This window comes from Tsukamurella sp. TY48, from assembly GCF_019656655.1.
GTDB classification, from domain to species: Bacteria; Actinomycetota; Actinomycetes; order Mycobacteriales; family Mycobacteriaceae; genus Tsukamurella; species Tsukamurella strandjordii.
The window spans coordinates 2,408,998-2,431,298 of sequence record NZ_BPMV01000001.1 but is presented as its reverse complement, the minus strand read 5'-3'; the positions used below and the strand labels follow the sequence as shown (position 1 = coordinate 2,431,298).

General features: G+C 70.5%; 26 protein-coding genes and 2 riboswitches. Of the genes, 11 read left to right on the top strand and 15 right to left on the bottom strand.

Going from position 1 to position 22,301, the window contains the following annotated elements; translation table 11 throughout:
* Window positions 1–16 precede the first annotated feature (16 nt).
* The 7 genes from TTY48_RS11825 to TTY48_RS11795 form a co-directional block, all read right to left on the bottom strand.
* On the bottom strand, window positions 17–769 hold the full coding sequence (locus TTY48_RS11825; RefSeq protein ID WP_220657675.1) for an ABC transporter ATP-binding protein: 753 nt from the start codon (window positions 767–769) through the stop codon (window positions 17–19).
* Window positions 766–1,749, bottom strand: a complete 984-nt coding sequence (locus TTY48_RS11820) for an iron ABC transporter permease (protein ID WP_220658561.1) — start codon at window positions 1,747–1,749, stop codon at window positions 766–768. Before TTY48_RS11820 ends, TTY48_RS11825 begins: the two co-directional genes overlap by 4 nt.
* A 155-nt stretch (window positions 1,750–1,904) precedes the next feature.
* Window positions 1,905–2,543, bottom strand: a complete 639-nt coding sequence (locus tag TTY48_RS11815; RefSeq protein WP_220657674.1) for a LysE family translocator — start codon at window positions 2,541–2,543, stop codon at window positions 1,905–1,907.
* Window positions 2,540–3,676 (bottom strand): glutamate--cysteine ligase, encoded by a 1,137-nt coding sequence (locus TTY48_RS11810; RefSeq protein ID WP_255585753.1) that lies wholly within the window; start codon window positions 3,674–3,676, stop codon window positions 2,540–2,542. Before TTY48_RS11810 ends, TTY48_RS11815 begins: the two co-directional genes overlap by 4 nt.
* A 2-nt stretch (window positions 3,677–3,678) precedes the next feature.
* Window positions 3,679–4,416, bottom strand: coding sequence for a superoxide dismutase family protein (locus TTY48_RS11805; protein ID WP_220657673.1), 738 nt, complete (start codon window positions 4,414–4,416; stop codon window positions 3,679–3,681).
* Window positions 4,417–4,500: 84 nt separating this feature from the next.
* Complete coding sequence (locus tag TTY48_RS11800) at window positions 4,501–4,926, bottom strand: LytR C-terminal domain-containing protein (RefSeq protein WP_220657672.1); 426 nt, start codon at window positions 4,924–4,926, stop codon at window positions 4,501–4,503.
* 67 nt (window positions 4,927–4,993) lie between these two features.
* Window positions 4,994–5,320 carry a DUF3263 domain-containing protein gene (locus TTY48_RS11795; protein WP_220657671.1) on the bottom strand — a complete coding sequence of 109 codons (327 nt, stop codon included), beginning with the start codon at window positions 5,318–5,320 and terminating at the stop codon, window positions 4,994–4,996.
* A gap of 116 nt (window positions 5,321–5,436) precedes the next feature.
* Here TTY48_RS11795 and TTY48_RS11790 point away from each other — a divergent pair, with 116 nt between their 5' ends.
* Genes TTY48_RS11790 through TTY48_RS11780 form a run of 3 tightly spaced genes read left to right on the top strand, consistent with a single transcriptional unit; the run spans window position 5,437 to window position 7,372 of the window.
* A complete protein-coding gene (locus tag TTY48_RS11790) occupies window positions 5,437–6,033 on the top strand; it encodes a peptide deformylase (RefSeq protein WP_220657670.1) in 597 nt (198 codons plus the stop codon).
* Window positions 6,033–6,902: a GNAT family N-acetyltransferase gene (locus tag TTY48_RS11785; RefSeq protein ID WP_220657669.1), complete on the top strand. Its 870-nt coding sequence runs from the start codon at window positions 6,033–6,035 to the stop codon at window positions 6,900–6,902. The genes TTY48_RS11790 and TTY48_RS11785 overlap by 1 nt, the downstream gene beginning before the upstream one ends.
* The gene (locus TTY48_RS11780) at window positions 6,899–7,372 is read left to right on the top strand and encodes a DUF1990 family protein (protein WP_220657668.1); all 474 of its coding nucleotides are present in this window, start codon (window positions 6,899–6,901) and stop codon (window positions 7,370–7,372) included. The genes TTY48_RS11785 and TTY48_RS11780 overlap by 4 nt, the downstream gene beginning before the upstream one ends.
* A 10-nt stretch (window positions 7,373–7,382) precedes the next feature.
* Here the strand turns inward: TTY48_RS11780 and TTY48_RS11775 are convergent, their stop codons facing one another.
* Window positions 7,383–7,718 (bottom strand): GNAT family N-acetyltransferase, encoded by a 336-nt coding sequence (locus TTY48_RS11775; protein WP_220657667.1) that lies wholly within the window; start codon window positions 7,716–7,718, stop codon window positions 7,383–7,385.
* Window positions 7,719–7,844: 126 nt separating this feature from the next.
* Between TTY48_RS11775 and TTY48_RS11770 the strand changes: the two genes are divergently transcribed.
* The 5 genes from TTY48_RS11770 to thiD (TTY48_RS11750) all read left to right on the top strand — a co-directional run bounded on the left by TTY48_RS11770 (window position 7,845) and on the right by thiD (TTY48_RS11750) (window position 13,376).
* Window positions 7,845–8,684 (top strand): ABC transporter ATP-binding protein, encoded by an 840-nt coding sequence (locus TTY48_RS11770; RefSeq protein WP_220657666.1) that lies wholly within the window; start codon window positions 7,845–7,847, stop codon window positions 8,682–8,684.
* Window positions 8,681–9,817 (top strand): ABC transporter permease, encoded by a 1,137-nt coding sequence (locus TTY48_RS11765; protein ID WP_220657665.1) that lies wholly within the window; start codon window positions 8,681–8,683, stop codon window positions 9,815–9,817. Before TTY48_RS11770 ends, TTY48_RS11765 begins: the two co-directional genes overlap by 4 nt.
* 31 nt (window positions 9,818–9,848) lie before the next feature.
* A riboswitch (TPP riboswitch) is annotated at window positions 9,849–9,960 on the top strand.
* Entirely contained in the window at window positions 9,957–11,639 is a 1,683-nt protein-coding gene (thiC, locus tag TTY48_RS11760) for a phosphomethylpyrimidine synthase ThiC (protein WP_220657664.1), read from the top strand. It overlaps the preceding riboswitch by 4 nt.
* Window positions 11,636–12,523, top strand: a complete 888-nt coding sequence (thiD, locus tag TTY48_RS11755; RefSeq protein WP_255585647.1) for a bifunctional hydroxymethylpyrimidine kinase/phosphomethylpyrimidine kinase — start codon at window positions 11,636–11,638, stop codon at window positions 12,521–12,523. Before thiC ends, thiD (TTY48_RS11755) begins: the two co-directional genes overlap by 4 nt.
* 10 nt (window positions 12,524–12,533) lie before the next feature.
* The gene (gene thiD, locus TTY48_RS11750; RefSeq protein WP_220657663.1) at window positions 12,534–13,376 is read left to right on the top strand and encodes a bifunctional hydroxymethylpyrimidine kinase/phosphomethylpyrimidine kinase; all 843 of its coding nucleotides are present in this window, start codon (window positions 12,534–12,536) and stop codon (window positions 13,374–13,376) included.
* Here the strand turns inward: thiD (TTY48_RS11750) and TTY48_RS11745 are convergent.
* The 3 genes from TTY48_RS11745 to TTY48_RS11735 all read right to left on the bottom strand — a co-directional run bounded on the left by TTY48_RS11745 (window position 13,342) and on the right by TTY48_RS11735 (window position 16,376).
* Window positions 13,342–14,511 carry an AbrB family transcriptional regulator gene (locus tag TTY48_RS11745; RefSeq protein WP_255585646.1) on the bottom strand — a complete coding sequence of 390 codons (1,170 nt, stop codon included), beginning with the start codon at window positions 14,509–14,511 and terminating at the stop codon, window positions 13,342–13,344. The two genes, thiD (TTY48_RS11750) and TTY48_RS11745, sit on opposite strands and share 35 nt — an antisense overlap.
* Window positions 14,512–14,676: 165 nt before the next feature.
* Window positions 14,677–15,441 (bottom strand): hypothetical protein, encoded by a 765-nt coding sequence (locus tag TTY48_RS11740; RefSeq protein WP_220657661.1) that lies wholly within the window; start codon window positions 15,439–15,441, stop codon window positions 14,677–14,679.
* On the bottom strand, window positions 15,438–16,376 hold the full coding sequence (locus tag TTY48_RS11735) for an ABC transporter ATP-binding protein (protein ID WP_220657660.1): 939 nt from the start codon (window positions 16,374–16,376) through the stop codon (window positions 15,438–15,440). The genes TTY48_RS11740 and TTY48_RS11735 overlap by 4 nt, the downstream gene beginning before the upstream one ends.
* 166 nt (window positions 16,377–16,542) lie before the next feature.
* Here TTY48_RS11735 and TTY48_RS11730 point away from each other — a divergent pair, with 166 nt between their 5' ends.
* Window positions 16,543–17,403 (top strand): LuxR C-terminal-related transcriptional regulator, encoded by an 861-nt coding sequence (locus tag TTY48_RS11730; RefSeq protein WP_220657659.1) that lies wholly within the window; start codon window positions 16,543–16,545, stop codon window positions 17,401–17,403.
* Between the two features lie 142 nt (window positions 17,404–17,545).
* Window positions 17,546–18,898 carry an MFS transporter gene (locus TTY48_RS11725; RefSeq protein WP_255585752.1) on the top strand — a complete coding sequence of 451 codons (1,353 nt, stop codon included), beginning with the start codon at window positions 17,546–17,548 and terminating at the stop codon, window positions 18,896–18,898.
* Window positions 18,899–18,908: 10 nt separating this feature from the next.
* On the opposite strand, the gene TTY48_RS11720 is transcribed toward TTY48_RS11725, so the two are convergent.
* The 3 genes from TTY48_RS11720 to thiO form a co-directional block, all read right to left on the bottom strand.
* Complete coding sequence (locus TTY48_RS11720) at window positions 18,909–19,685, bottom strand: thiazole synthase (protein ID WP_220657657.1); 777 nt, start codon at window positions 19,683–19,685, stop codon at window positions 18,909–18,911.
* On the bottom strand, window positions 19,678–19,875 hold the full coding sequence (gene thiS, locus TTY48_RS11715; protein WP_220657656.1) for a sulfur carrier protein ThiS: 198 nt from the start codon (window positions 19,873–19,875) through the stop codon (window positions 19,678–19,680). The genes TTY48_RS11720 and thiS overlap by 8 nt, the downstream gene beginning before the upstream one ends.
* Window positions 19,866–20,894, bottom strand: coding sequence for a glycine oxidase ThiO (thiO, locus tag TTY48_RS11710; RefSeq protein WP_220657655.1), 1,029 nt, complete (start codon window positions 20,892–20,894; stop codon window positions 19,866–19,868). Before thiO ends, thiS begins: the two co-directional genes overlap by 10 nt.
* Window positions 20,889–21,014, bottom strand: a riboswitch (TPP riboswitch). (Overlaps the previous gene by 6 nt.)
* A 32-nt stretch (window positions 21,015–21,046) precedes the next feature.
* Here thiO and thiE point away from each other — a divergent pair.
* Window positions 21,047–21,718: a thiamine phosphate synthase gene (thiE, locus tag TTY48_RS11705; protein ID WP_220657654.1), complete on the top strand. Its 672-nt coding sequence runs from the start codon at window positions 21,047–21,049 to the stop codon at window positions 21,716–21,718.
* Here the strand turns inward: thiE and TTY48_RS11700 are convergent.
* Window positions 21,705–22,175 (bottom strand): NUDIX hydrolase, encoded by a 471-nt coding sequence (locus tag TTY48_RS11700; protein WP_220657653.1) that lies wholly within the window; start codon window positions 22,173–22,175, stop codon window positions 21,705–21,707. The two genes, thiE and TTY48_RS11700, sit on opposite strands and share 14 nt — an antisense overlap.
* Window positions 22,176–22,301: the final 126 nt, after the last annotated feature.

Below are 22,301 nucleotides of genomic sequence, written 5' to 3'. Positions count from 1 at the left end.
CCTTTCGGTGGTTCGGTCAGAGCTCGAAGCTCACGCGTGGTGGCCGCCCGGCGGCGACCGGGGCGATGGTGGGACGGATGCCGTAGACCGCGGCGATGCGGTCGGGGTCGAGCACGTGGGCGGGGGTGCCGACGGCGGCCACCCGCCCCGCATCGAGAAGCACGAGCAGATCGCAGCTCTGGGCGGCGAGGCCGATGTCGTGGATGGCCGTCACGGTGGTCTTGTCGGTGTCGCGGAGGTACCGCAACAGGTCGATCTGGTGCCGCACGTCGAGGTGGTTGAGCGGCTCGTCGAGCAGCAGCACCGGGGTCTCCTGAGCCAACGCTCGGGCGATCAGAACGCGCTGCCGCTCTCCGCCGGAAAGATCCAGCACGCTGCGATCCCGCAGGTGGGCGACGCCGGTGGATTCCAGTGCCGCCGCGCACGCGCGCGCGGCGGGCGCGGTCCCGGCATCGCCGTGCGCGAAGCGCCCCAGCATCACCGTCTCCTGCGCGGTGTAGCCGAGGTGCCCGGTCTCGCTCTGCGTCACGGCGGCGACCCGTCGGGCACCGTCGCGCCGGCGGATGGTCGCGAGGTCGGTGCCGCCCACCCGGACCCGGCCCGAGGTGGGCGTGAGGGCGCGGTAGAGGCATCGCAGCAGAGTCGATTTCCCGCTGCCGTTGGGACCGATCAGGCCCACATGAGCGCCGGATTCCACCTGCAGGGTCACCTCTGTCAGCGCCGCCCGTCCCCCGAGTTCGACGGTAACGCGGTCCATCTCGATTCTCATGCGGCGCCTCCGAGGAGTCCATCGCGACGGCGGAGCAGATACAGGAACACCGGTACCCCGACGAGCGCGGAGACGATGCCCAGCGGCAGCTCGCGGGGCGCGACCACGAGCCGGCTGAGCAGGTCGACCCACACCAGCAGGAGCGCGCCGACCAGGGGCGCGAGCAACAGGACCCGGCGGTGCAACGGCCCGACTACCATCCGGACCGCATGCGGCACAACCAGTCCGACGAAGCCGACTGTGCCGGCGATGGACACTAGGACCGAGGTCATCACCACGACGAGCAGGAACAGCCACAGCCGCGCGCGCTGCGGGTCGAGGCCGAGCGCTGCCGCGGCCTCGTCGCCCTGCGCCAGCACGTCGAGCACGCCGGACATCCGGGCGGCGATCGCGGTGCACACCGCCACCGTGGCCGCGACCAGCGGGAGCACCGACCACTGGGCGGCGCCGAGTCCGCCGAGCAGCCAGAACATCACCGACCGCGCGGCATCGCCGACAGGGTCGAAGAAGACGATGGCACCCGCCAGGCCTTGGAAGGCGAAGGCCAGTACGACACCGGTGAGCACCAGCCGGACGGGGCTGAGCGCGCCGCCGGGCGAGCGGCTGAGCAGGTAGACCAGCGCGGAGGCCGCCAGCGCGGTGAGGAACGCCGCTCCCGCCGTGCCTGCTACACCGAGCCCGGCGACGACGCCGGTGGTGACCACGAGGCTGGCGCCCACGGAGGCACCGCTGGAGATGCCGAGGATGAACGGATCTGCGAGCGGATTGCGCACCAGCGCCTGGCACGCGACCCCGGCCACGGACAGGCCCGCGCCGACGAGGGCGGCGAGCAGCACCCGCGGCACGCGCAGTTCCCACACGATGGAGTACGCGGTGCGGTCCTCGTAGGCCAACACTCCCCCGCGCAGCGCCGCCCAGATCAACCGCGGAATGTCGCCCAGCGGCACCGTTGCCGCACCCTGTGACACGGCCACGACCATCGACGCGACCAGCGCCGCGCTCAGCACGGCGGCGGCCACTGCGGGGCGTGCGACACGCCGTCGGCGAGTGGGGGAGGAGTTCACCGAGCAAACATAACGATAATCATTATCGTTAAACAAAGACGCATGCGTCTATGCGACGCGAGCGGGTCGGTTCAGTTCGGGTTGCCGGCGGCGACCAGGCCCACGCCGAGCCCGATCATCGTGGCCCCGCCCGCTCCGCCGACGGCCCGCAGCCGCCGGGGCGACCGGGCGAACCAGTCGCGCGCACGGGCGGCGACGAGTCCCCAGATGCTGTCGCTGATCGCGGCGATCACGCAGAAGATCACGGCGAAGATCAGCATCTGGCGCGTGGTCGATCCCGCTGCGGGGACCACGAACTGGGGCAGCACCGCAGCGAAGAAAACCAGGTTCTTCGGGTTCGTCAGTCCCACCACGACGCCCTGCCGGACCGACCTCAGATGGGCGGCGCCGCGGCGCTCCCCGGTTCCCGCGTCGAGATCGAGGTCCCCTCGGCTGCGGATCGCCTGGACACCGAGGAAGCACAGGTACAGGCCGCCGATGATCTTCAGTGCGAGGAAGAAGACCGCCGAGCGGGAGATCGCGGCCCCCAGACCCACGGCCACCAGCACCGCGAGCAGGAACGAACCCAAGGTGCCGCCGAGCGCGCTGGCGACCGCGACGGAGCGGCCGTGTGCCAGCGCCCGGCCGACCACGAAGAGCACGCTCGGACCGGGCACCACGATGAGCAGGAGTGCGGCGCCGACGAAGGCGAGCAGATGCGCGGCCGTCATGGGATCACGAGATCTCCGGTGACGGAGCGCACCACCTCACGGTAGGTGTCCACGTTGCAGATCCCGTCGGCTACGGCGCGCTGCCGCTGGTAGGAGGCCCCGCGGCGCGGGATGTCTTGTACCGCACGCAGTTCCCGTTCGCAGTCGAGCCGCCGCGCGATGGGCGTCAGCTGCTCCAGCAGCTCGTCGAGGTCCTCGGTGACGAGCCGCTCGTTGTTGTCCGCATCCTGGATGATGATGGCGTCCAGGCCGTATCGGGCCGCGCGCCACTTGTTCTCCTGAACGTGCCAGGGCGGCAGCGTGGGCAGGGTCTCCCCCGCATCGAGCCGGCCGTCGAGCCACACCACCAGGCAGTGGATCAGCGCCACCACGGCCTCGAGCTCCGCGAAGCTCGACATGCCGTCGCAGATCCGCACCTCGATGGTGCCGAGATGGCACGCGGGGCGGATGTCCCAGCGGATCTCGTTGAGGTGATCGATGATCCCGGTGGTCTTCTGATCGTGGACGAAGCGCTCGAACTCGCCCCACTGCTCGAACTGGAAGGGCAGGCCCGCGGTGGGCAGCTGCTGGAACATCATGGCCCGGGTACTGGCGTAGCCGGTGTCGTGCCCGCCCCACATGGGCGAGCTGGCGGAGAGCGCGAGCAGGTGCGGGTACTGGTTGAGCAGTGCCGAGATGATCGGCAGCACCTTGTCGCGGTGATTCACGCCCACGTGCACGTGCACGCCCCAGATGAGCATCTGCCGGCCCCACCACTGGGTGCGCGCGATCAGCTCGTCGTAGCGGGGATTGTCGGTGAGCTGCTGGGCGTTCCACTGCGCGAAGGGATGGGTGCCGGCGCCGAACAGATCGACACCCAGCGCGTCGGCCGCGCCGCGCACCACGTGCAGGGTCCGCGCCAGGTCGGCCATCGCCTCGGCGGTGTTGTCGCAGACGCCGGTGACCACCTCGACGGTGTTGCGCAGCATCTCTGAGTGCACCTGTGGTGCGATCTCCGGGCTCGCGGCCCGCACACCGTCGAACAGCTCGTCCGCACGGCTCACGAGGTCCGCGGACTCCCTATCGACGAGGGCGAATTCCCACTCGACGCCGATCGTCGGCCGCGGCGACGCCTGGAAGGCGACGGGCTCGATGATTAACCGACCTTGATCACGCCGCAGGCGATCCGGCCGCCCGCGTCGCCGGTCATCAGGGTCTGCTCGTCCGGCACGGGCTGGCCCGGAACGATGTTGGCGTACTTCGACGCGGGAACGTTGCCGAAGTTGTCCGCCTTCTCGTGGATCATCAGCGCGTTGCCGTCGGCGTTCTTCTTGATGTCGGCCAGCGTGAAGGCGCCGGTGCTGGTGACGGTCTGGCCGGTGCCGTTGGCGTTGACGTACACCGAGACCAGGTCGCCGGTCATCGGGTGCCCGGTGGCGCCGGCCTTCTGCCAGTGACCGCCGGCCGAACCGAAGTTGGTGGCGGAACCGGGAGCGCCGTTCTTGGCGACGGAGTTCGGCTCGCACTTGCCGACCTCGTGGATGTGCATGCCGTGGAAGCCGGCGGGCAGGCCGGTGACCCGTACGTCGACCACTACCACGCCGTCCTTCTCGGTGAAGGTGGCCTTGCCCGCGCTGCTGCCGTCGGGCTTGACCAGCGAGGCCTCAGCCGATCCGGCGGCCGGGGCGCCGCCCTCGGCGGGCTTGTCCGCACCGTGCGCCTCGGGGGCGAGGCTGAGCACCGGGCCCTGCGCGGGCACCGTCGCACCGGTGACGACCGCAGGGGTGGTGCCGGCGCCCGGCTCGGCGGGCTTCTCGTTGTTGACACAGCCCGTCAGGGCGAGCGCCGCCACCGGGAGGATCGCGATCGGGGCGAGGTACTGGCGCTTCGTCATCGAAGACTCCTTATGCAACGGCTACCTGGGCTGAGCTTGCGCAAATCATATCGGGCCCGGATCGGCCGCTGCGGACAGGACCTACTACTTCCTCACGACCGCGACGGCGATGGCGTTGCCGCACGCCTCGAGCCCGGCCGGACGGGCCGCGGTCGTCGAGCCCGGGAGCGCGGTGGCCACGGTCTTCGCCTGCGCTTCACCGCCGTCGTCGAAGTAGACGGTGGTGGCGCGCGGGGCCGCGGGGCGCGCGGGCCACACGGCGGTCTCCTCCTGCGGGGGCATCCCCGCCTTGGTGAGGCGATCGGTGGCATCGGCGAGCGGGGCCTTGTTCACGGAGATCAGGCACACCGTGGGCTTCTCGCCCGCGGGGGCGGCGGCGGAGGTCTGCGTGGCCGCCGCGTTCAGCTTCGCCTCCTGGGCGTTGAGCGCGGCCTGCGGATCGTCGTCCCGGGTCACGTAGCCGTGCACACCCAGCGCCGCGAAGAGGATCGCGAGCGAAATGAGGATCATGACGATCGCCCGAATCGGGACGGGGCGACTGTTCGAAGTACTGCTCACAACACTGAACTGTACGGGATCAGGTGATCTCGAAGCCGAGCTTGCGGGCCGCGCGGGCCTTCTGCCGGCTGGCGCGCACGCGGCGCAGCCGCTTGACGAGCATCGGGTCCGCGGCGAGCGCCTCGGGGGTGTCGACCAGCGTGTTCAGCACCTGGTAGTAGCGGGTCGCCGAGAGTCCGAAGAGCTCCTTGATGGCGTCTTCCTTGGCCCCGGCGTACTTCCACCACTGCCGCTCGAATGCGAGGATGTCGTGCTCGCGACGGGTCAGGCCGTCGTCGCCCCGCTCCTGGTCGAGCTGCGCGTCAGTTCTGGCCAGGTTCTGCGCGGCCGCACCGGCGCCCTCCATGCGTTCCCCTCGCATTCGAAATAACACTGCTGTAGTTCGCGACAATCTAACCACGGTGAAGATCGCCGGGGTGGGGCTGCGGGGGCGTGTCGCCCAGACGACTAAGTTCTTAGGGCATGGCCGTACTTCCCATCGTCATCGTCGGCGACCCCGTTCTGCACACGCCGACCACCCCGGTCGAGCTCGACGCGGACGGCAGGCCCGCGGCCGAGATCGTCGCGCTGCTCGACGACATGCTCGAGACCATGGACCGCGCGAACGGCGTGGGGCTCGCCGGCAACCAGGTGGGCCGGGACCTGCGCCTGTTCGTCTACGACTGCCCCGATGAGCAGACGCACGAGCGGCGCCGCGGCGAGGTGATCAACCCCGTGCTCACCACCTCGGACATCCCCGAGACCATGCCCGATCCGGACGACGACTGGGAGGGCTGCCTCTCCGTTCCCGGTGAGTCCTTCCCCACCGGCCGCGCCGACTGGGCCAAGGTCGTCGGCACCGATCGCAACGGCGATCCGGTCGAGATCGAGGGCACCGGGTTCTTCGCGCGGATGCTGCAGCACGAGACGGGGCACCTCGACGGATTCCTCTACACCGATGTTCTCGTGGGGCGGTACGCGCGCCAGGCGAAGAAGTTCATCAAGAAGAACGGGTGGAATCAGCCCGGACTCACCTGGGTGCCCGGCACCGTGGACGATCCGTTCGGGCACGACGACTGATGTCCCCCGTCTCCGGTGACCGGGTGGTGGTCCGCCACCTCCTGGACACCGGTGCGGCAACCGACGTCATCGGGCGGTTGGTCGCCGACGGTGACCCGGTGGTCGTCGAGCGCGACGGCACCGAGCACGTGATCGCCCGGTCGGCGATCGTGGCGATGAAGACGGTGCCGCCCCGCCCCGTGCGGGCGAGCGAGATCCGGTCCCTGGATCTGGCCCGTGCCCGCGGCTGGCTCTCGCTGGAACACGCCTGGGTGGACGGGTGGTTCTGCCGCGCGGCTCCCGGCGTTCCGGGCAATCGCGCCACGTGCGCCGCTCCCCTGCATCCGGACGCGTCGCTCGACCGGCTCGCCGGTCCGCGCGCCTGGTTCGCCGAGCGCGGCGTGCCCCTCCGGCTCACCGTCTCGGACCGGTTGATCCGGGGCGCGCCGCCACTCGATCAACAGACCGATGTGCTCACGGGCCCGGCGGCGGCCGGTCCGGCCGATGGCGTCGGACTCGCGGACGGACCCGATGCGGGCTGGCTGTCACTGGTCGGCACGCCCGCATCCCTGGTCACCGCGGTCGACGGGGCCGTGCGGTTCGCCTCGATCGTCGACGGTGGAGCGACGGTGGCGGCCGGCCGCGTCGCGATCACGGCCGATGCGGCGGGGAACCTGTGGGGCGGGATCGGATCGGTCACCGTGGCGTCGGCGCATCGTCGGCAGGGGCTCGCGACGCGGGTCATGGCCGCGCTCGGCGCCGCCGCGGCGGAGGCGGGCGCGAGCCGGGTGTACTTGGAGGTGGTGCGCGACAACGATGCAGCGCAGGCGCTGTACCGCGGGCTCGGGTTCACCGTCCATCACGGCTACGGCTATTGGACCGAGTCGTGACCCGGCCGAGCGAGCCCAGATGGGAGGGCGCGCCGTCCGAGTACCGGCGGTCCGAGGTGAGCGCCCGGGTCGGTCGCGGCGACGAGGCCTGGGCGCGCGCCGCGCGCGAGGTGCTCCACTGGGGCGTGAAGACCGCGAGCGGATTCTCGGTCTCGACCGACGAGCGGGTGCACCCCGGGCTGCGGGTCACGGTCACGGCGAGGGTCGCGGGCGTCACGGTGACCGAGCCGGTCGAAGTGGTGGAGGTGGTCGACACGGCGGATCGCGTCGGCTTCTCCTACCGGACTCTGCCGGGACATCCGGTCCGCGGTGAGGAGGCCTTCGTGGTGCACCGGGACGGCGACGACGTACTGCTCACGGTGCGCTCACTGACCCGACCCGCGCCCCACGGATTCTGGCGTGCCGCCTATCCGGCCCTGCGGGTGGCACAGGCGGTGGCGCACCGCCGCTACCTGCGGACGTTGCGCTGATCGCAGCGATTCAGGCGCGCGCCGAGGCCACCACATCCTGGTACTGCGGGAACCGGGCGAGGAAGCCGCGCACGTAGGTGCACACGGGGATCACCTGCCGCTCCCGCGAACGCGCATCGTCGAGCACGCCGGAGACGATCGCGCGGGCGAAGCCCTGCTTGCCGAACTTCTCCATCACCACGGTGTGCAACAGGATCACGTCGCCGTGGTCGGTGAGTTCGTAGCCCACCACGCCGATCAGCTCGTCGCGGGACCAGAGTTCGAATCGATCGCGCACGGGATTGTCGTAGAGCCGCAGCTCACCCAGTTCCAGCGTGGGCGGCGGGACGTCGACCGTGTCTGCCATGAGACCTCCATCTGTGATGCGGATCACTTCACCGTACGCCGACACACTGACATGTCGCCGGACTCGGCGCGAGTGTTTTCACGCCTGTCACATTTCGCGATCATGAATCTCCGATACCTTGTTGCCATGACCATGGTCGCCCGCAGCCTCACGCGGAGTTTCAAGCAGCACGTGGCCGTCGCCGATGCCACCCTCACGCTGACTCCCGGTCGGATCACCGGCCTCGTCGGGCCGAACGGCGCGGGCAAGACCACCCTGCTGCTGATGCTGGCGGGACTGCTGCGTCCGACGAGCGGCACCGTCGAGCTCGACGGTGCGCCCATCGCACCGGAGGATCTGCGCACCCGGGTGGGCTGGATGCCCGATGTCTTCGGCACCTGGGACTCCCTGACGCCCACCGAGATCCTCACCACCTTCGCCAAGCTCTACAGCACGCCGGCCGGTGCCGCGAAGGCCCGCGCCGCGGAGCTGCTCGACCGGGTTCACCTGTCCGAGTTCGCCGACCGACCCGCGCAGGTGCTCTCCCGAGGGCAGAAGCAGCGCCTCGGATTCGCCCGCGCCGTCGTGCATTCGCCGCCGATCCTGCTGCTCGACGAACCCGCCTCCGGGATGGATCCGCGCTCGCGGTTCGAGCTCCGGGATTCGCTGCGCGCCCTGGCCGACGGTGGCTGCGCCGTTCTCGTCAGCTCGCACATCCTGTCCGAGCTGGGCGAGATGGTCGACGACGTGGTGATGATGGCCGGCGGGCGCACCGAGGCCCCACCGGAAACCGCGACGAGCACCTGGCGGATTCGGGAGGTGGGCGAACCCGCCGGTGCCGGAACCTTTCTCACCTTCGATTCCGAGGCCGACGCCGCGGCACACCTCGCCCAGCAGGTCGCCGCGGGCGTGCACGTGGTGGAGTTCGCCCGGGCCACCAACGCCCTCGAGGATTCGTACTTCGCACTGGAGGCCGACCGCACATGAGCGCTTTCATGAACTGGTGGCGCACCGTCGGCGTGCTGGTCGGGCTGGAGCTGCGCCAGCGCACCCGCGCCACCCGCTGGCGCGTCCTGCTGGGCGCCTTCTTCCTCATGGTGAGCGCGGTCGTCTTCGGGCTGCTGTGGTTCATGACCGCGACCTCTCCGGACAGCGGCCGGCAGACGTTCGGCGAGAACCTCTACTTCATCGTGCTGGGATTCGTGGGCTTCCTCGGATTGGTCGTCGCGCCGACGATGACGGCCACGTCGATCAACGGCGACCGCAAGGACGCCACCCTGGCCGTCGTGCAGGCGACCCCCGCCGGCGGGCTGCAGATCGCCGCCGGCAAGGTGCTGGGCGCCTGGATCGCCTCTTGTGCGCTGCTCCTGGTCGCGTCGCCGTACCTGATCTGGGGCACGATCGAGGCGAACTACCCGGTGTGGGCATCCGTGCTCGGGATCGCCTGCGTCGCCGTGCTCTTCCTCACCTACTGCGGGATCGGTCTGGGGTATTCGGCACTGCTGTCGCGCCCCATCGGATCCGCGTCACTCACCCAGCTCACGATGCTCTTCCTCCTCATCGGGCTGCCGATCCTCGCGGCGCTGCTCACACCCGTGACCAAGGAACGGATCGCGGCCGATCGCCCGGTGTGGACCTACAGCGACACCGGCGAGAGCGGCACCTGCCGTATCGAGCGGACCGAGGTCACCGTGGAGCACACCGAGCGGATCTGGTGGATCGTGGCACCGAATCCCGCGGTGGTGCTGGCGGATGCGGCCGCCCAACGCGACACCGGACGCGACGCCGCCCGCGAGCGGCGCAACTGGGCCGACTACGGCCCCGCCGGACGACCCCGGCCACCGTCCGAGTCGGCTCTCGGCGATATCGCGGACTCGATCTCCAAGCTCCGCACCGCGCCCCAGCCGAATCAGGACCGAACCTGCGCCGAGGTCGGGTACTGGTCGGGCAACGACACCTACTATCTGCGCTCCGGACGCCGCACCGACGGCTATCTCGGCCACACCTGGTACTGGGGTCTGCTGGCGAACCTCGCACTGGGCGGGATCGGAGTGGCCTTCGCGGCCCGCCGCCTGCGCGTTCCCGCAGGGAACCTGCCCAGGGGCGTGCGTATCGCCTGAGACTGCGCGCCGAGTGCGTTAGGCTCGGAAGCGCACACCACACGGGAGCTCGTCGCAACGAGCTGAGAGGACGCCTGACGCGGGCGTCGACCGAACGAACCTGTCCGGGTAATGCCGGCGTAGGGAGAAGGAGTCCCGCATGTCCAATTCTGTCTCCACTGAAGTCAGCACCGTCACCGTCGGCCCGATCGTCGGATCCGCGAAGCGCTACACCGAGGTCGACGGGGCGAACGGCCCGCTCCGCGTGCCCTTCCGCCGCATCTCACTGACCAACGGCGATCACCACGACGTCTACGACACCTCGGGGCCGTACACGGAGTACACCGCCGAAGATCAGCTCCACGATCTGCAGGCGGGCCTGCCCAAGACCCGTGACGCCTGGAACAAGCCCGCCGCCGTGGACGGGGCGAGCACCCAACTCGCCTGGGCCCGTGCGGGAATCATCACCGACGAGGTGCGCTTCGTCGCGGCCCGCGAGGGTTTCGATCCCGAGTTCGTGCGCGCCGAGGTGGCCGCCGGGCGTGCGGTGATCCCCGCGAACCACCGGCACCCCGAGCTGGAACCGGCGATCATCGGCAAGGCCTTCGCGGTGAAGATCAACGCCAACATCGGTAACTCGGCGGTCACCAGCTCCATCGCCGAGGAGGTCGAGAAGATGGTGTGGGCCACCCGCTGGGGCGGCGACACCATCATGGACCTGTCCACCGGCAAGGACATCCACGAGACCCGCGAGTGGATCATGCGCAATGCCCCCGTTCCCGTGGGCACCGTGCCGATCTACCAGGCCCTGGAGAAGGTCAAGGGCGATCCCACCAAGCTCACCTGGGAGATCTTCCGGGACACGGTGATCGAGCAGTGCGAGCAGGGCGTCGACTACATGACGGTGCACGCGGGTGTGCTGCTGCGGTACGTGCCGCTGGCCGCGAACCGGGTCACCGGCATCGTGAGCCGCGGCGGCTCGATCATGGCGGCGTGGTGCCTGGCGCACCACCAGGAGTCCTTCCTGTACACCCACTTCCGGGAGCTGTGCGAGATCCTGCGCGAGTACGACGTGACCTTCTCGCTGGGCGACGGCCTGCGGCCCGGCTCCATTGCGGACGCGAACGACGAGGCCCAGTTCGCCGAGCTGCGGACGCTGGGCGAGCTGACGAAGATCGCGAAGTCCTATGGCGTGCAGGTGATGATCGAGGGCCCCGGTCACGTGCCGATGCACAAGATCGTGGAGAACGTGCGGCTCGAGGAGGAGCTGTGCGAGGAGGCGCCGTTCTACACGCTCGGTCCGCTGGCCACCGATATCGCGCCGGCCTACGACCACATCACCTCGGCGATCGGCGCCGCGATCATCGCGCAGGCGGGTACGGCGATGCTCTGCTACGTGACGCCGAAGGAGCACCTGGGGCTACCGAACCGCGACGATGTGAAGACCGGCGTGATCACCTACAAGATCGCCGCGCACGCGGCCGATCTCGCCAAGGGACACCCGGGGGCGCAGTCGCGGGACGACGAACTGTCCAAGGCGCGCTTCGAATTCCGCTGGATCGACCAGTTCAATCTCTCGCTCGATCCGGATACGGCCCGCGAGTTCCACGATGAGACCCTGCCCGCCGAGCCGGCGAAGACCGCGCACTTCTGCTCGATGTGCGGGCCGAAGTTCTGCTCCATGCGGATCAGCGCCGATGTGCGGGCCTACGCGCAGGAACACAACCTGGTGACCCAGGAGGACATCGACGCGAAGCTGGCGGCCGATATGGCGGCCAAGTCGCAGGAGTTCGCCGATGCGGGTGGGCGGGTGTACATCCCGCTCGAGACCGCGCAACGGTGACCACTCCGCGCAGGGTGACGGTGGGCGCACCGTCGACCCTGCCGACCGCGCCGCGCGGCACCGCCCCGCACCGCGTACTGACCATCGCCGGATCGGATTCCGGCGGCGGCGCGGGCATCCAGGCCGATATGCGGACCTTCGCGATGCTCGGTGTGCACGCGAGCGTGGCGATCACCGCGATCACGGTGCAGAACAGCGTGGGCGTGCAGGACTTCCGCGAGGTTGACCCGGAGATCGTGGGTGCGCAGATCCGTTCGGTGGCCGGCGATATCGGGGTGGAGGCGGCGAAGACCGGGATGCTGGCCTCCACCGCGATCATCGAGGCGGTCGCGGCCGCGGTCGACGACGGGGACATCGGCAAGGGCCGGACCGCGCCCCTGGTGGTCGACCCCGTCGCGGCGTCGATGCACGGCGATCCCCTGCTGGCGACGGACGCGCTCGCCGCGCTGCGCACCGTACTCCTGCCCCGCGCCACCGTGGCCACCCCGAATCTCGACGAGGTGCGGCTGATCACGGGGATCGAGGTCATCGATGCCGCGTCGCAACGCGATGCCGCGCGCGCCCTGCTCGATCTGGGCGTGCAGTGGGCCCTGATCAAGGGCGGTCACCTGCGTGATTCCCCGGACAGTCCCGATCTGCTCACCGACGGCTCCGAGGACGTCGAACTGGTCGCGCCGCGGGTTCCCACCGGCCACGACCACGGCGCCGGCGATACCCTCGCGGCGGCGATCACCGCGGCCCTGGCGCACGGACGCTCCGTGCCGCAGGCCGTGGAATTCGCGAAGGCGTGGGTCACCGAGGGGTTGCGCTGGGCCTACCCGCTGGGCGCCGGCCACGGCCCCGTCAACCCGCTGTGGCGGGTCGCCGCGCCGGCCGAGGACTAGCCTGGCAGGCATGCAGCACCTGCCCCTGCCCGGATTCGGCGAGACGCCGGTGCGGGTGATGACCATCGCCGGTTCCGATTCGGGCGGCGCCGCCGGTCTCCAGTCGGACCTGCGCACGTTCGCCCTCGCCGGCGTGCACGGCACCAGTGCGGTCACCGCGGTCACCGTGCAGAACAGCCTGGGTGTCACGGGTTTCCATGCGATCCCCCCGGAGACGGTGGCGGGGCAGATCCTCGCGGTGGTCGCCGACATCGGCGTGAGCGGTGTGAAGACGGGGATGCTGGCGAACGCCGGGATCATCGATGCCATCGCCGATACCGCGGCGGATGTCGGGATCGGGGAGCACATCCCGTTCCTGGTCGATCCGGTGTGCGCCTCGCAGCACGGCGATCCTCTGCTCACCCCGGAGGCGCTCGACACCCTGCTGCGGCGGCTGTTCCCGCTCGCCTGGGTGGTCACTCCGAATCTCGACGAGGTGCGGCTGATCACGGGGATCGAGGTGGTCGATGAGGCCACCCAGCGCGACGCCGCGCGGGCCCTGCACGATCTGGGAGCCCGCTGGGCACTGGTGAAGGGCGGGCATCTGCGCACCGCGGTCACCAGCACCGACCTGCTGTACGACGGCACCGACTTCCTGGAGTTCGAGGCGCAGCGCATCGACACCCGGCATGATCACGGCGCGGGCGACACCCTGGGTGCCGCCACCGTCTGCGCTCTGGCGCACGGCTGGTCGGTCCCCGAGGCGATCGCCTTCGGCAAGGACTGGGTCACCCGGTCGCTGGCCGCCGCCTACCCGGTCGGGGCGGGGCACGGCCCCGTCAACGCGTCGTGGCGGCTGCGTCCGGACGCTTGAGCATCGCGAGGCGGTTCATCGCCACCACGATCAGCGGGAGCGCCAGCACCACGATGATCAATCGCAGGCTCTGCACCGTGGCTATCAGCGCCATGTTCGCGTCGCCGCTGCCGGCGGCACTGGCCACGACCGCGTTGATGCCGCCGGGGGTGGTTGCGAGGTAGGCGTCCGCGAGCGGGACGCCGGTGATCCGGGCGGCCGCCGCGGCCAGCAGGGCCACCACACCGCAGAGGAAGACGATGCCCACACCGATCGCGGGCAGCAGGTGCGCGAGGCGGCGCAGCATGCGGCGGTCGAACATGAGGCCCACCTCCAGGCCCACCACGATCAGCAGCAGCTCCTTGAAGGCGCCCTGCGGCGCGAAGCCGCGTGTCAGCTGGGCGCCGCCGATCACCGCCGCCACCAGCATCGGCCCGATGAGGCCGCCGCCGGGGAGCTTCAGCTTGCGCCCCAGCCACATTCCGGCCATGGCGAAGACGATGGCGATGGACAGTCCGGCGATCTGGTCGCCGCGGCCCACGATCTGCAGGTCGGTCACGCGGCGGCCCGTGGTGGTCGCGGCGGTTCCGGCGAGCGCGGTCATCACGAACGGAGCGGTGAGGCTCACCAGCAGCACGCGCGAGTACTGCATTACGCCCACCACGTCTTTGCGGGCGCCGAGCTCGTCGCACAGGGTGACCACGGCGGACGATCCGCCCACCATGAGTCCGAGGGTCGCGGTGCGCTGGTCGAGTGCCGCCACGAACCGGCTCAGTGCCCAGGCCGTGAACATGGACAGCACGATGGTGAGGATGGAGATCAGCAGGAAGGGCGCGATCACCGGCCCGACGATGCGGATGGCCTCGAGGTTGAGGTAGCTGCCAAGCATCACTCCGATGAAGGCCTGGGTCCACCGGCTCGCATCGGCGGGGACCGAGATCTCCCGGCCCAGGAAGATGCGCAGGGCGGCGCCGAGGGCGAGCGCGGCGAGCAAGGACGGTGCGGGGACGCCGAACAGCGAGGCGACCTCGGCGGCGATCCAGGCCACGAGCACCACCGCGAGATACCGGGGCACCCGCCCCGTGCACGCCTTACGGAGCCGCGCGGCCCGGCTCGGGGCGCGCCGCCGGGCGCCGCCGTCCTGCCCGGTGGGCATGGGCGACGCCTCCTCGACGACTGGCGGCTGCGCGGTCACCCTTCCTATGTAGCACTGCGAACGATCTGGCGAAAGGTGGGTGAGCAGATGTTCACGTGATCCTCATACAGAACGTGACCTGCGCGTTCCCGAACGCCGTACGGCGGTTCGGGTCACAGGAGCCGCTCAGGCGTCCCGTCGGGCGATCAGCGCGACCGCCCCCGCCCACAGCGCACCGATCACCACGATCAGGTAGATCAACGAACCCCACGCGGGCCACGGCATCGTGGTCGACGGCAGGGCGATCCCGAGCAGATTCTCGAAGTTCGTCATCGGGAGGTACGGCGCGGCGTCCCTGGTCTGCGGCACCGCCGAGATCACGCTCTCGACCACCAGCATGTACGCCAGCAACACGGTGATCGCACCCGCGGCGTTGCGGATCGCCGTTCCCACGGCGACCCCGAGGATCGAGGCGAGGCCCGCGGCCAGCGGCAGGGTGAGGTAGGCGCTCGCCCCCGCGCCGGTGGCGGAGAAGCCCGGCCCTCCGCCGCCGATCAGCAGGAACAACCCCATCGCCAGCCATTCCGCCACCAGGAAGGCCAGCGCGCACACCACGGCGACCACCGCGGTCTTGGCGGTCAGGGCGATCGGGCGGTTCGGCACCGCGAGGAAGGTGGTGCGGATCGTGTTGAACCGGACCTCGCTGGTGATCGACAGGATGCCGACCACCGCGGAGAAGATCACCGCGATACCGGGCATCCCGGCCAGGCCGGTGAAGGGTGCCAGGGCGAGCAGGATCCCGTCCTCCGAGGTGGACTCGGTGTTGCGGGTCACCCAGGCCACGAGCGCCACGATCACCAGCCCCAGGGCGATCGACGATGCGAGGGTCCAGCGAGTGGCGCGCACGGTGGAGAGCTTGACCCACTCGGCGCGGACGGCACGAACGATCATGCGGCACCTCCCAGGCCCCGGTACTCCACGGCCGCACCCGTGAGTTGCATGAACACCTGTTCCAGCGAACTCTGTTGCGGCGCGAGCTCACTGAGCGGAAGGGATTCCGCGGCGGCGATCTCCCCGACGGTGTCGCTGGTGGCACCCCGCACGGTGATCACGGTCCGGCCACCTCCTCCGGGCGCCGCCTCGGCGGCGATGCTCACCTGCAGGCCGCGGGCGGTGAGGGCCTGCGCGAGGTCGCGCTCGCGCGGACTGCGCACGCGCACCGAGTGTTCCGAGTTCTGCGCGATGAAGTCGGCCATGGTGCCGTTCCACACCAGGTGGCCGCGTCCCACGATCACCACGTCGTCAGCGGTGAGCGCCATCTCGGCCAGCAGGTGACTGGAGACGAAGACGGTGCGGCCCTGTGCGGCCAACGATTTCATGAACGTTCGCACCCAGACGATGCCCTCGGGGTCTAGGCCGTTCACCGGCTCGTCGAACATCAGGACCTCCGGGTCGCCGAGCAGCGCACCGGCGATCCCGAGCCGCTGCGACATGCCGAGCGAGAAGCCGCCCGCCTTCTTGTTCGCCACATCGGACAGGCCCACCATGGACAGGCATTCGTCCGCGCGGCTCGACGGCAGCCCACTCGCGGCGGCGAGCCACCGCAGATGATTGCGGGCCGTGCGATTGGGGTGCACCCACTTCGCGTCGAGCAGGGCGCCCACCTGAGTGAGCGGCCGGTCGATGGTGGAGTACTCGCGGCCGCCGATGGTCGCGGTGCCGGCCGTGGGCCGGTCGAGCCCCAGGATGCAGCGCATCGTCGTCGACTTCCCCGCCCCGTTCGGGCCGAGGAATCCGGTCACCCGGCCGGGCCGCACCGCGAACGTCAGGTCGTTGACCGCTTGCACGGCTCCGTACGTTTTCGTCAGTCCCGAGACTTCGATCATGAATTCACGCTAGCAACCGCGGACCGCCTCCGGGTGGGACGCGCTGCTACCTCGATCGGCGAAACGGACGCCGAGGAGGTGGATCGTCGACACGTGATTCAGGTCACTGGGGACAGTCGGACATGTCATGATGATTCACCTGATGTCGTAGCCCCGGAGAACCGTCATGCCCGCCCGTCCCACCGGCCTCGCGCCGGTCGTCGACCTCGACGCGGCGCGGTCGGCCCTGCGCACCATTCGCACCCGTACCGAACTTCCTGTGTCCTTCGTGGGCCTGGTCGATACCGACCGCGTGGTGCTCAGCGGCGGCGTCGGCCTGCGGACGGCGGCGCTCGACGGCCTGCCGGTGGCGCGCGGCGCCGGCCTCGGCGGGCACGTGCTGCGCACCGGGCGGCCCACGGCGGTCGCCGACTACAGCACCGCCGGGATCACCCAGCACTACCACGCGCAGGTCGCGGCGGAGGGCCTGCGCTCGATGGTCGCGATGCCACTCACGGTGAACGACACCGTGCGCGCGGTCTTCTACGCCGCCGACCGGCGCGAGTCCACGCTCGGCGACACCGTGCTCGGCGCGGTCTCGCGCACCGTCCGGGAATTGGCGCAGGAGTTGCGGATCCGCGAGGAGGTGGAGCGCCGGGTGCGGTTCGCCGAGGCGGCGGCCGCCGAGCGCAGCGCCCTCGGCGGCATCGATCGCGAGCTGCTGCGCGAGGTCTTCTCGGAACTGCGCACCATCGCCGGGGAGATCGCCGACGGTGCGGTGCGCGCCCGGTTGGAATCGGCGTGCGGCCGCATCTCCGGACTCGGCCGCAGCCCGAGCGAGGCGCCGCCGCAGCGCCCACTCACGGCGCGCGAAGTGGATGTACTCGCCCAGGTGGCCCTGGGATGCACCAACACGGAGGTCGCGCAGCGGCTGTCCATCGGCGCCGAGACGGTGAAGGCCTACCTGCGGAGCGCGGGCCAGAAACTGGGCACGCGCACCCGCTTCGAATCGGTCACCCGGGCCCGCAGCCTGGGACTTCTCCCCTGATCCACAGGGCTACCCCCTTTCGGGGGTACCGCGACTGTGACGAGCATCACTAGGTTTCTGGCACGTCCTTTCGACCCCAGGAGCGAAGTTGAGCGCACCCGAACTCCCGACCGTCCCGAAGCCCAAGCTGCGCCGGGTGGCGATGGCCAGCTCGATCGGCACCACGATCGAGTTCTACGACTTCTTCATCTACGGCACCGCGGCAGCGCTGGTGTTCCCCACGATCTTCTTCTCGAACATGAGCCCGGGCGTGGCCACACTGGCCTCGTTCGCCACCTTCGCCGTGGCCTTCTTCGCCCGTCCGGTGGGTGCGATCCTGTTCGGGCACTTCGGCGATCGGATCGGCCGCAAGCGCACCCTGGTGTGGACGCTGCTCATCATGGGCGCCGCGACGGTGATGATCGGCCTGCTGCCCGGCAGCGAGACCGGCGTCTTCGGGCTGTTCCCGAACGGCATCGGCACACTCGCGCCGGTGCTGCTCGTGGTGATGCGCTTCTTCCAGGGTTTCGCCGTGGGCGGCGAGTGGGCCGGTGCCACGCTGCTCACCGCCGAGTACGCACCGAAGGGCAAGCGCGGCCTGTACGCGATGTTCCCGCAGCTGGGACCGTCGTTCGCGTTCTTCCTCTCCAGCGGCACGTTCCTGCTGTTCACGCTGACCGCGGGCGATACCAAGAACGCCGACAGCGCCTTCATGACCATCGGCTGGCGCGTGCCCTTCCTGCTGTCGGCGCTGCTGGTGCTGGTGGGCCTGTGGGTGCGGCTCACCGTGGAGGAGACCCCCGTCTTCACCGAGGTCCGCAAGCGGGCGATGAGCGAGATCAACCGCACCAAGCTGCCCTTCCTGGATGCGATCCGCTTCCAGTGGAAGGAGATCCTGATCGCCGCCGGTGCGCTGGCCTCGCTGTTCTCGCTGTTCTACATGGGCACCGCCTTCCTCACCAACTACGCCACCAAGAACCTGGGCTTCCCGCGCACCACGGTGCTGGCGATGGGCATGGCCGGCGCGGTCTGCTTCGGGCTCGCGATCGCCGCGTCGGCGGTCTACTCCGACAAGATCGGCCGCCGCAAGGTGATCATGACCTCCTGCGGGCTGGCCGTGGTGTGGTCGCTGGTGCTGTTCCCGATCCTGGACACCAAGAGCCTGCCGATTTACGCCGTCGGCCTGATCGGCACGCTGATCATCTTCGGCATCGCCTACGGCCCGGCGGGCGCCGCGCTGCCCGAGATGTTCCACGAGCGGTACCGCTACACCGGGGCCGGCCTGGGCTACAACCTGGCGGGCATCCTGGGCGGCGCGATTCCGCCGCTGATCGCCGCGAAATGGGTGGCCGATGGCAACCAGCTGTGGGTGGGCTACATGCTGGCCGGGCTGTCCGCCGTGAGCGTGCTCTGCTGCTACCTCATGGTGGAGACCAAGGACCACGACATCGTCGAGACCCCCGTGACCGATGGCACCACGGCTCCCACCGCGGACGACGACCTCGCCCCGGTGTGACCCGGATCCGCTAGGTGCCCAGGCGTCCGTCGATCGGTGACGACGCCTGGGCCCAACGGCGTTGCGGCATGCGCCCGGCGGCACGCGCCAGCCGCCCCGCCTCCACGGCCAGCCGCATCGCGGAGGCCATCGCCTCGGGATCGGAGGCTCGGGTCACCGCGGAGGCCAGGAGCACGGCGTCACAGCCGAGTTCCATCGCGAGCGCGGCATCGCTGGCGGTGCCGATCCCCGCGTCCAGGATCACGGGCACATCGCTCTGCGCCACGATCATTTCGATGTTGTGCGGGTTGAGGATTCCGAGACCGGTACCGATCGGTGACCCGGCGGGCATCACCGCGGCACAGCCCACATCGGCCAGTCGGCGCGCCAGGATCGGATCGTCGTTCGTGTACGGCAGCACCACGAATCCGTCCGCCACCAGCTCTTCGGCCGCCTCCACGAGCGCGACCCCGTCGGGGAGCAGCGTCTCATCGTCGCCGATCACCTCGAGTTTGATCCAGTTCGTCCCCAGGGCCTCTCGGGCCAGCCGCGCGGTGAGCACCGCCTCGGCCGCGCCGAGGCACCCCGCCGTGTTCGGCAGGGGGGTGATGCCCAGGCCGCGGATCAGGTCGAGCACGCCGCCGCCCTCGGCCAGGCTCGTCCGGCGCAGCGAGACCGTGGTCAGCTCCGTCCCCGACGCCACCAGCGCGGCCCGCAGATGCTCCAGGTTCGCGCTGCCGCCGGTCCCGGTGATCAGCCGCGAACCGAACTCGCGGCCCGCGATCACCAGAGCGTCCGGCTCAGCCACCCTGGACCGCCGTGAGCACCTCCACGTCGGCGTACGCCGGCAAGGCCTCGTCCCAGCCCGACCGCGGGTGCACGGCGCCGTTCACCGCGATGGCGACGCCCTTGTCCGGCAGGCCGAGCAGCTCCAACAGCGCCACCGCCGAGGTGCCCTCGGGCACCTCCCGGTCGTCACCGTTCACCGTCAATTCCATGCGTGCACCTCCTGATCGAGCACCATATCCACCGCCCGCGCGCCCGTGACCGGTGCGAGCAGAATTCCGTTCCTACCGTGCCCGGTGGCGGCGAACACCCGGCCGTCCACCCGGCCGAGCAGCGGCAGGTTGTCGGGGCGGGTGGGCCGCAGTCCCGCGGTGACCTCCACCAGCTCGTACTCGCGGAGGAAGGGCAGCACGGTGAAGGCGTCGCCGAGCAGTTCGACCACGGGGCCCACGCGGGGCGCCAGATCACGGTCGTTCTCGTACTGGGTGGCACCCACCACCACGCCGTCGGCGCGGGGCACCACGTACACCGGTCGACCGTGCACCCGGGCCCGGACCGTCACCTCCGGGGGCGGCAGGCACGACGGTGCGCGCCGGAGCCGCACCACCTCGCCCTTCACCGGGCGCACCGCGCAGCCCGGCAGGAGATCGACGGAAGCGGCTCCAGCACAGACGATCACGGCGTCACCCGGGAGTTCCGACGGTGCGCGGACGGCCTCGGCGCGCAGCTCCACACCGGTGGCGGCACAGGCCGCGAGCAGCGCCCGGTGCACGAGCCGATTATCGACCGCGCGCTCCGACGGTGCCTGTGCGGCCGCCCGGATCCGCGGCGCGGCACCGGGAATCGTCCGCAGCGCCGCGGAGGGACGGAGCGCTGCGAACAGCCGCTCGTCCCCCACGGCGGTGGTCACGGTGGCGAGCTCTTCCGCATCACCGTCGTCGACGGCGAGCCACACGGTGCCGCGGGCGGTGATCAGCGGACCGTCGGCGTAGGGCTGCAGCGCGGTGGCGAACCCCTCCCAGAGGGCGAGCGATTGCGCACCGAGGGCGAGCAGCCCCTCCTCGCCGGGCCAGGCCTCGGAGTAGGGCGCGAGCATGCCGCCCGCCACCCACGAGGCACCGGACCCGGGCGCGGGATCGTAGACGGCGACGCGTGCCCCGGCGCGCGCCAACGACCAGGCCACCGTGAGCCCGACGATGCCCGCACCCACAACGGAGACACTGCTTTTCACCTGCAAGATCCTTCCTTCGCCGGCATTACCCGGATCAGGTCTGACGGTCAGGGACGGCTCGTGCCCCACTCTCAGCTCCTCGTTCATCGTGCGATGCCCGGAGCTCCCGTGTGTTCGGCGACCAGCCTACCCCCGGCGTCTACCCTGGGCGCATGGTCTCCCCGCGCGAACGCCTCGTTTCGGCCCGCCTGTACCTGTGCACCGACGCCCGCCGCGAGCGCGGTGACCTGGCGGAGTTCGTCGCGGCCGCGCTCCGCGGCGGCGTCGACATCGTGCAGCTGCGCGATAAGGGGTCGGCCGGCGAGCGCGAGTTCGGTCCGCTGGAGGCGAAGCAGGAGATCGAGCTGGTGGCCGAGCTGCGCGAGATCGCGCATGCGCACGGCGCCCTGGTGGCGGTGAACGATCGGGCCGATGTCGCGCTCGCGGCCGGCGCCGACGTCCTGCACCTCGGCCAGGACGATCTCCCGGTCGCGGTCGCGCGCCGGATCGTGGGCGACGAGGTGGTGATCGGCCGGTCCACGCACGACGCGGCGCAGGCGGCTGCCGCGGCGGCGGAACCGGGCGTCGACTACTTCTGCACCGGCCCGTGCTGGCCCACGCCGACCAAGCCCGGACGCACCGCACCGGGACTGGAGCTGGTGCGCGGCACTGCCGCCAGTGCGCCGGACCGGAAGTGGTTCGCCATCGGCGGTATCGATCTGGACCGGGTGCCCGAGGTGACCGCCGCGGGCGCCGACGCGATCGTGGTGGTCCGTGCGATCACCGCCGCCGACGACCCGGAGGGGGCGGCCCGCGCGCTCCGCTCGGCGCTCAGCTCTCGTTGAGAGACTGCAGCTGAACCTGAAGTTCGGGCCAGCTCTGCGCGAAGGCGGGGTGCAGGCGCCGGTCGGGCACTGCGCCCAGGTGCACCCACTCCAGCGCCGTGGACTCCTCGTTCGGGATCAGGTCGCGGGGCTCGACCAGCCGGGCCAGCACTGTGGTGTAGGTCCACCCGACTTCCGAGCGGGCGGTGACCACCTCGGAGAGCACCTCGAGCGAGGTGGGCGGAAGACCGGTCTCCTCGAAGGCTTCTCGCAACGCGGCATCGGCCGCGGACTCGTGGGAATCGCGGGCACCCCCGGGCAGCGCCCAGGTTCCACCCTGGTGACTCCACCACGCGCGGTGCTGGAGTAACACCTTCGACTCGTCTGGCGACAAGGCCAGTAGGCCCGCGGCGCCGAACCGGCCCCAGTACCGGGAACCGTCCGGGTCGCGGACCCAGCCGTTCCCGTCACCCAACATGCGTCCACCGTAGCGGACACGATGGCGGCACGGGCGGGGAAAATGCCGCGTCATGAGCGACCGATCGGCCGCTTCGCGCGATAGGGTCGAACGAGCCGGAACAGCGGAACCATCCGTTGCCGGCGG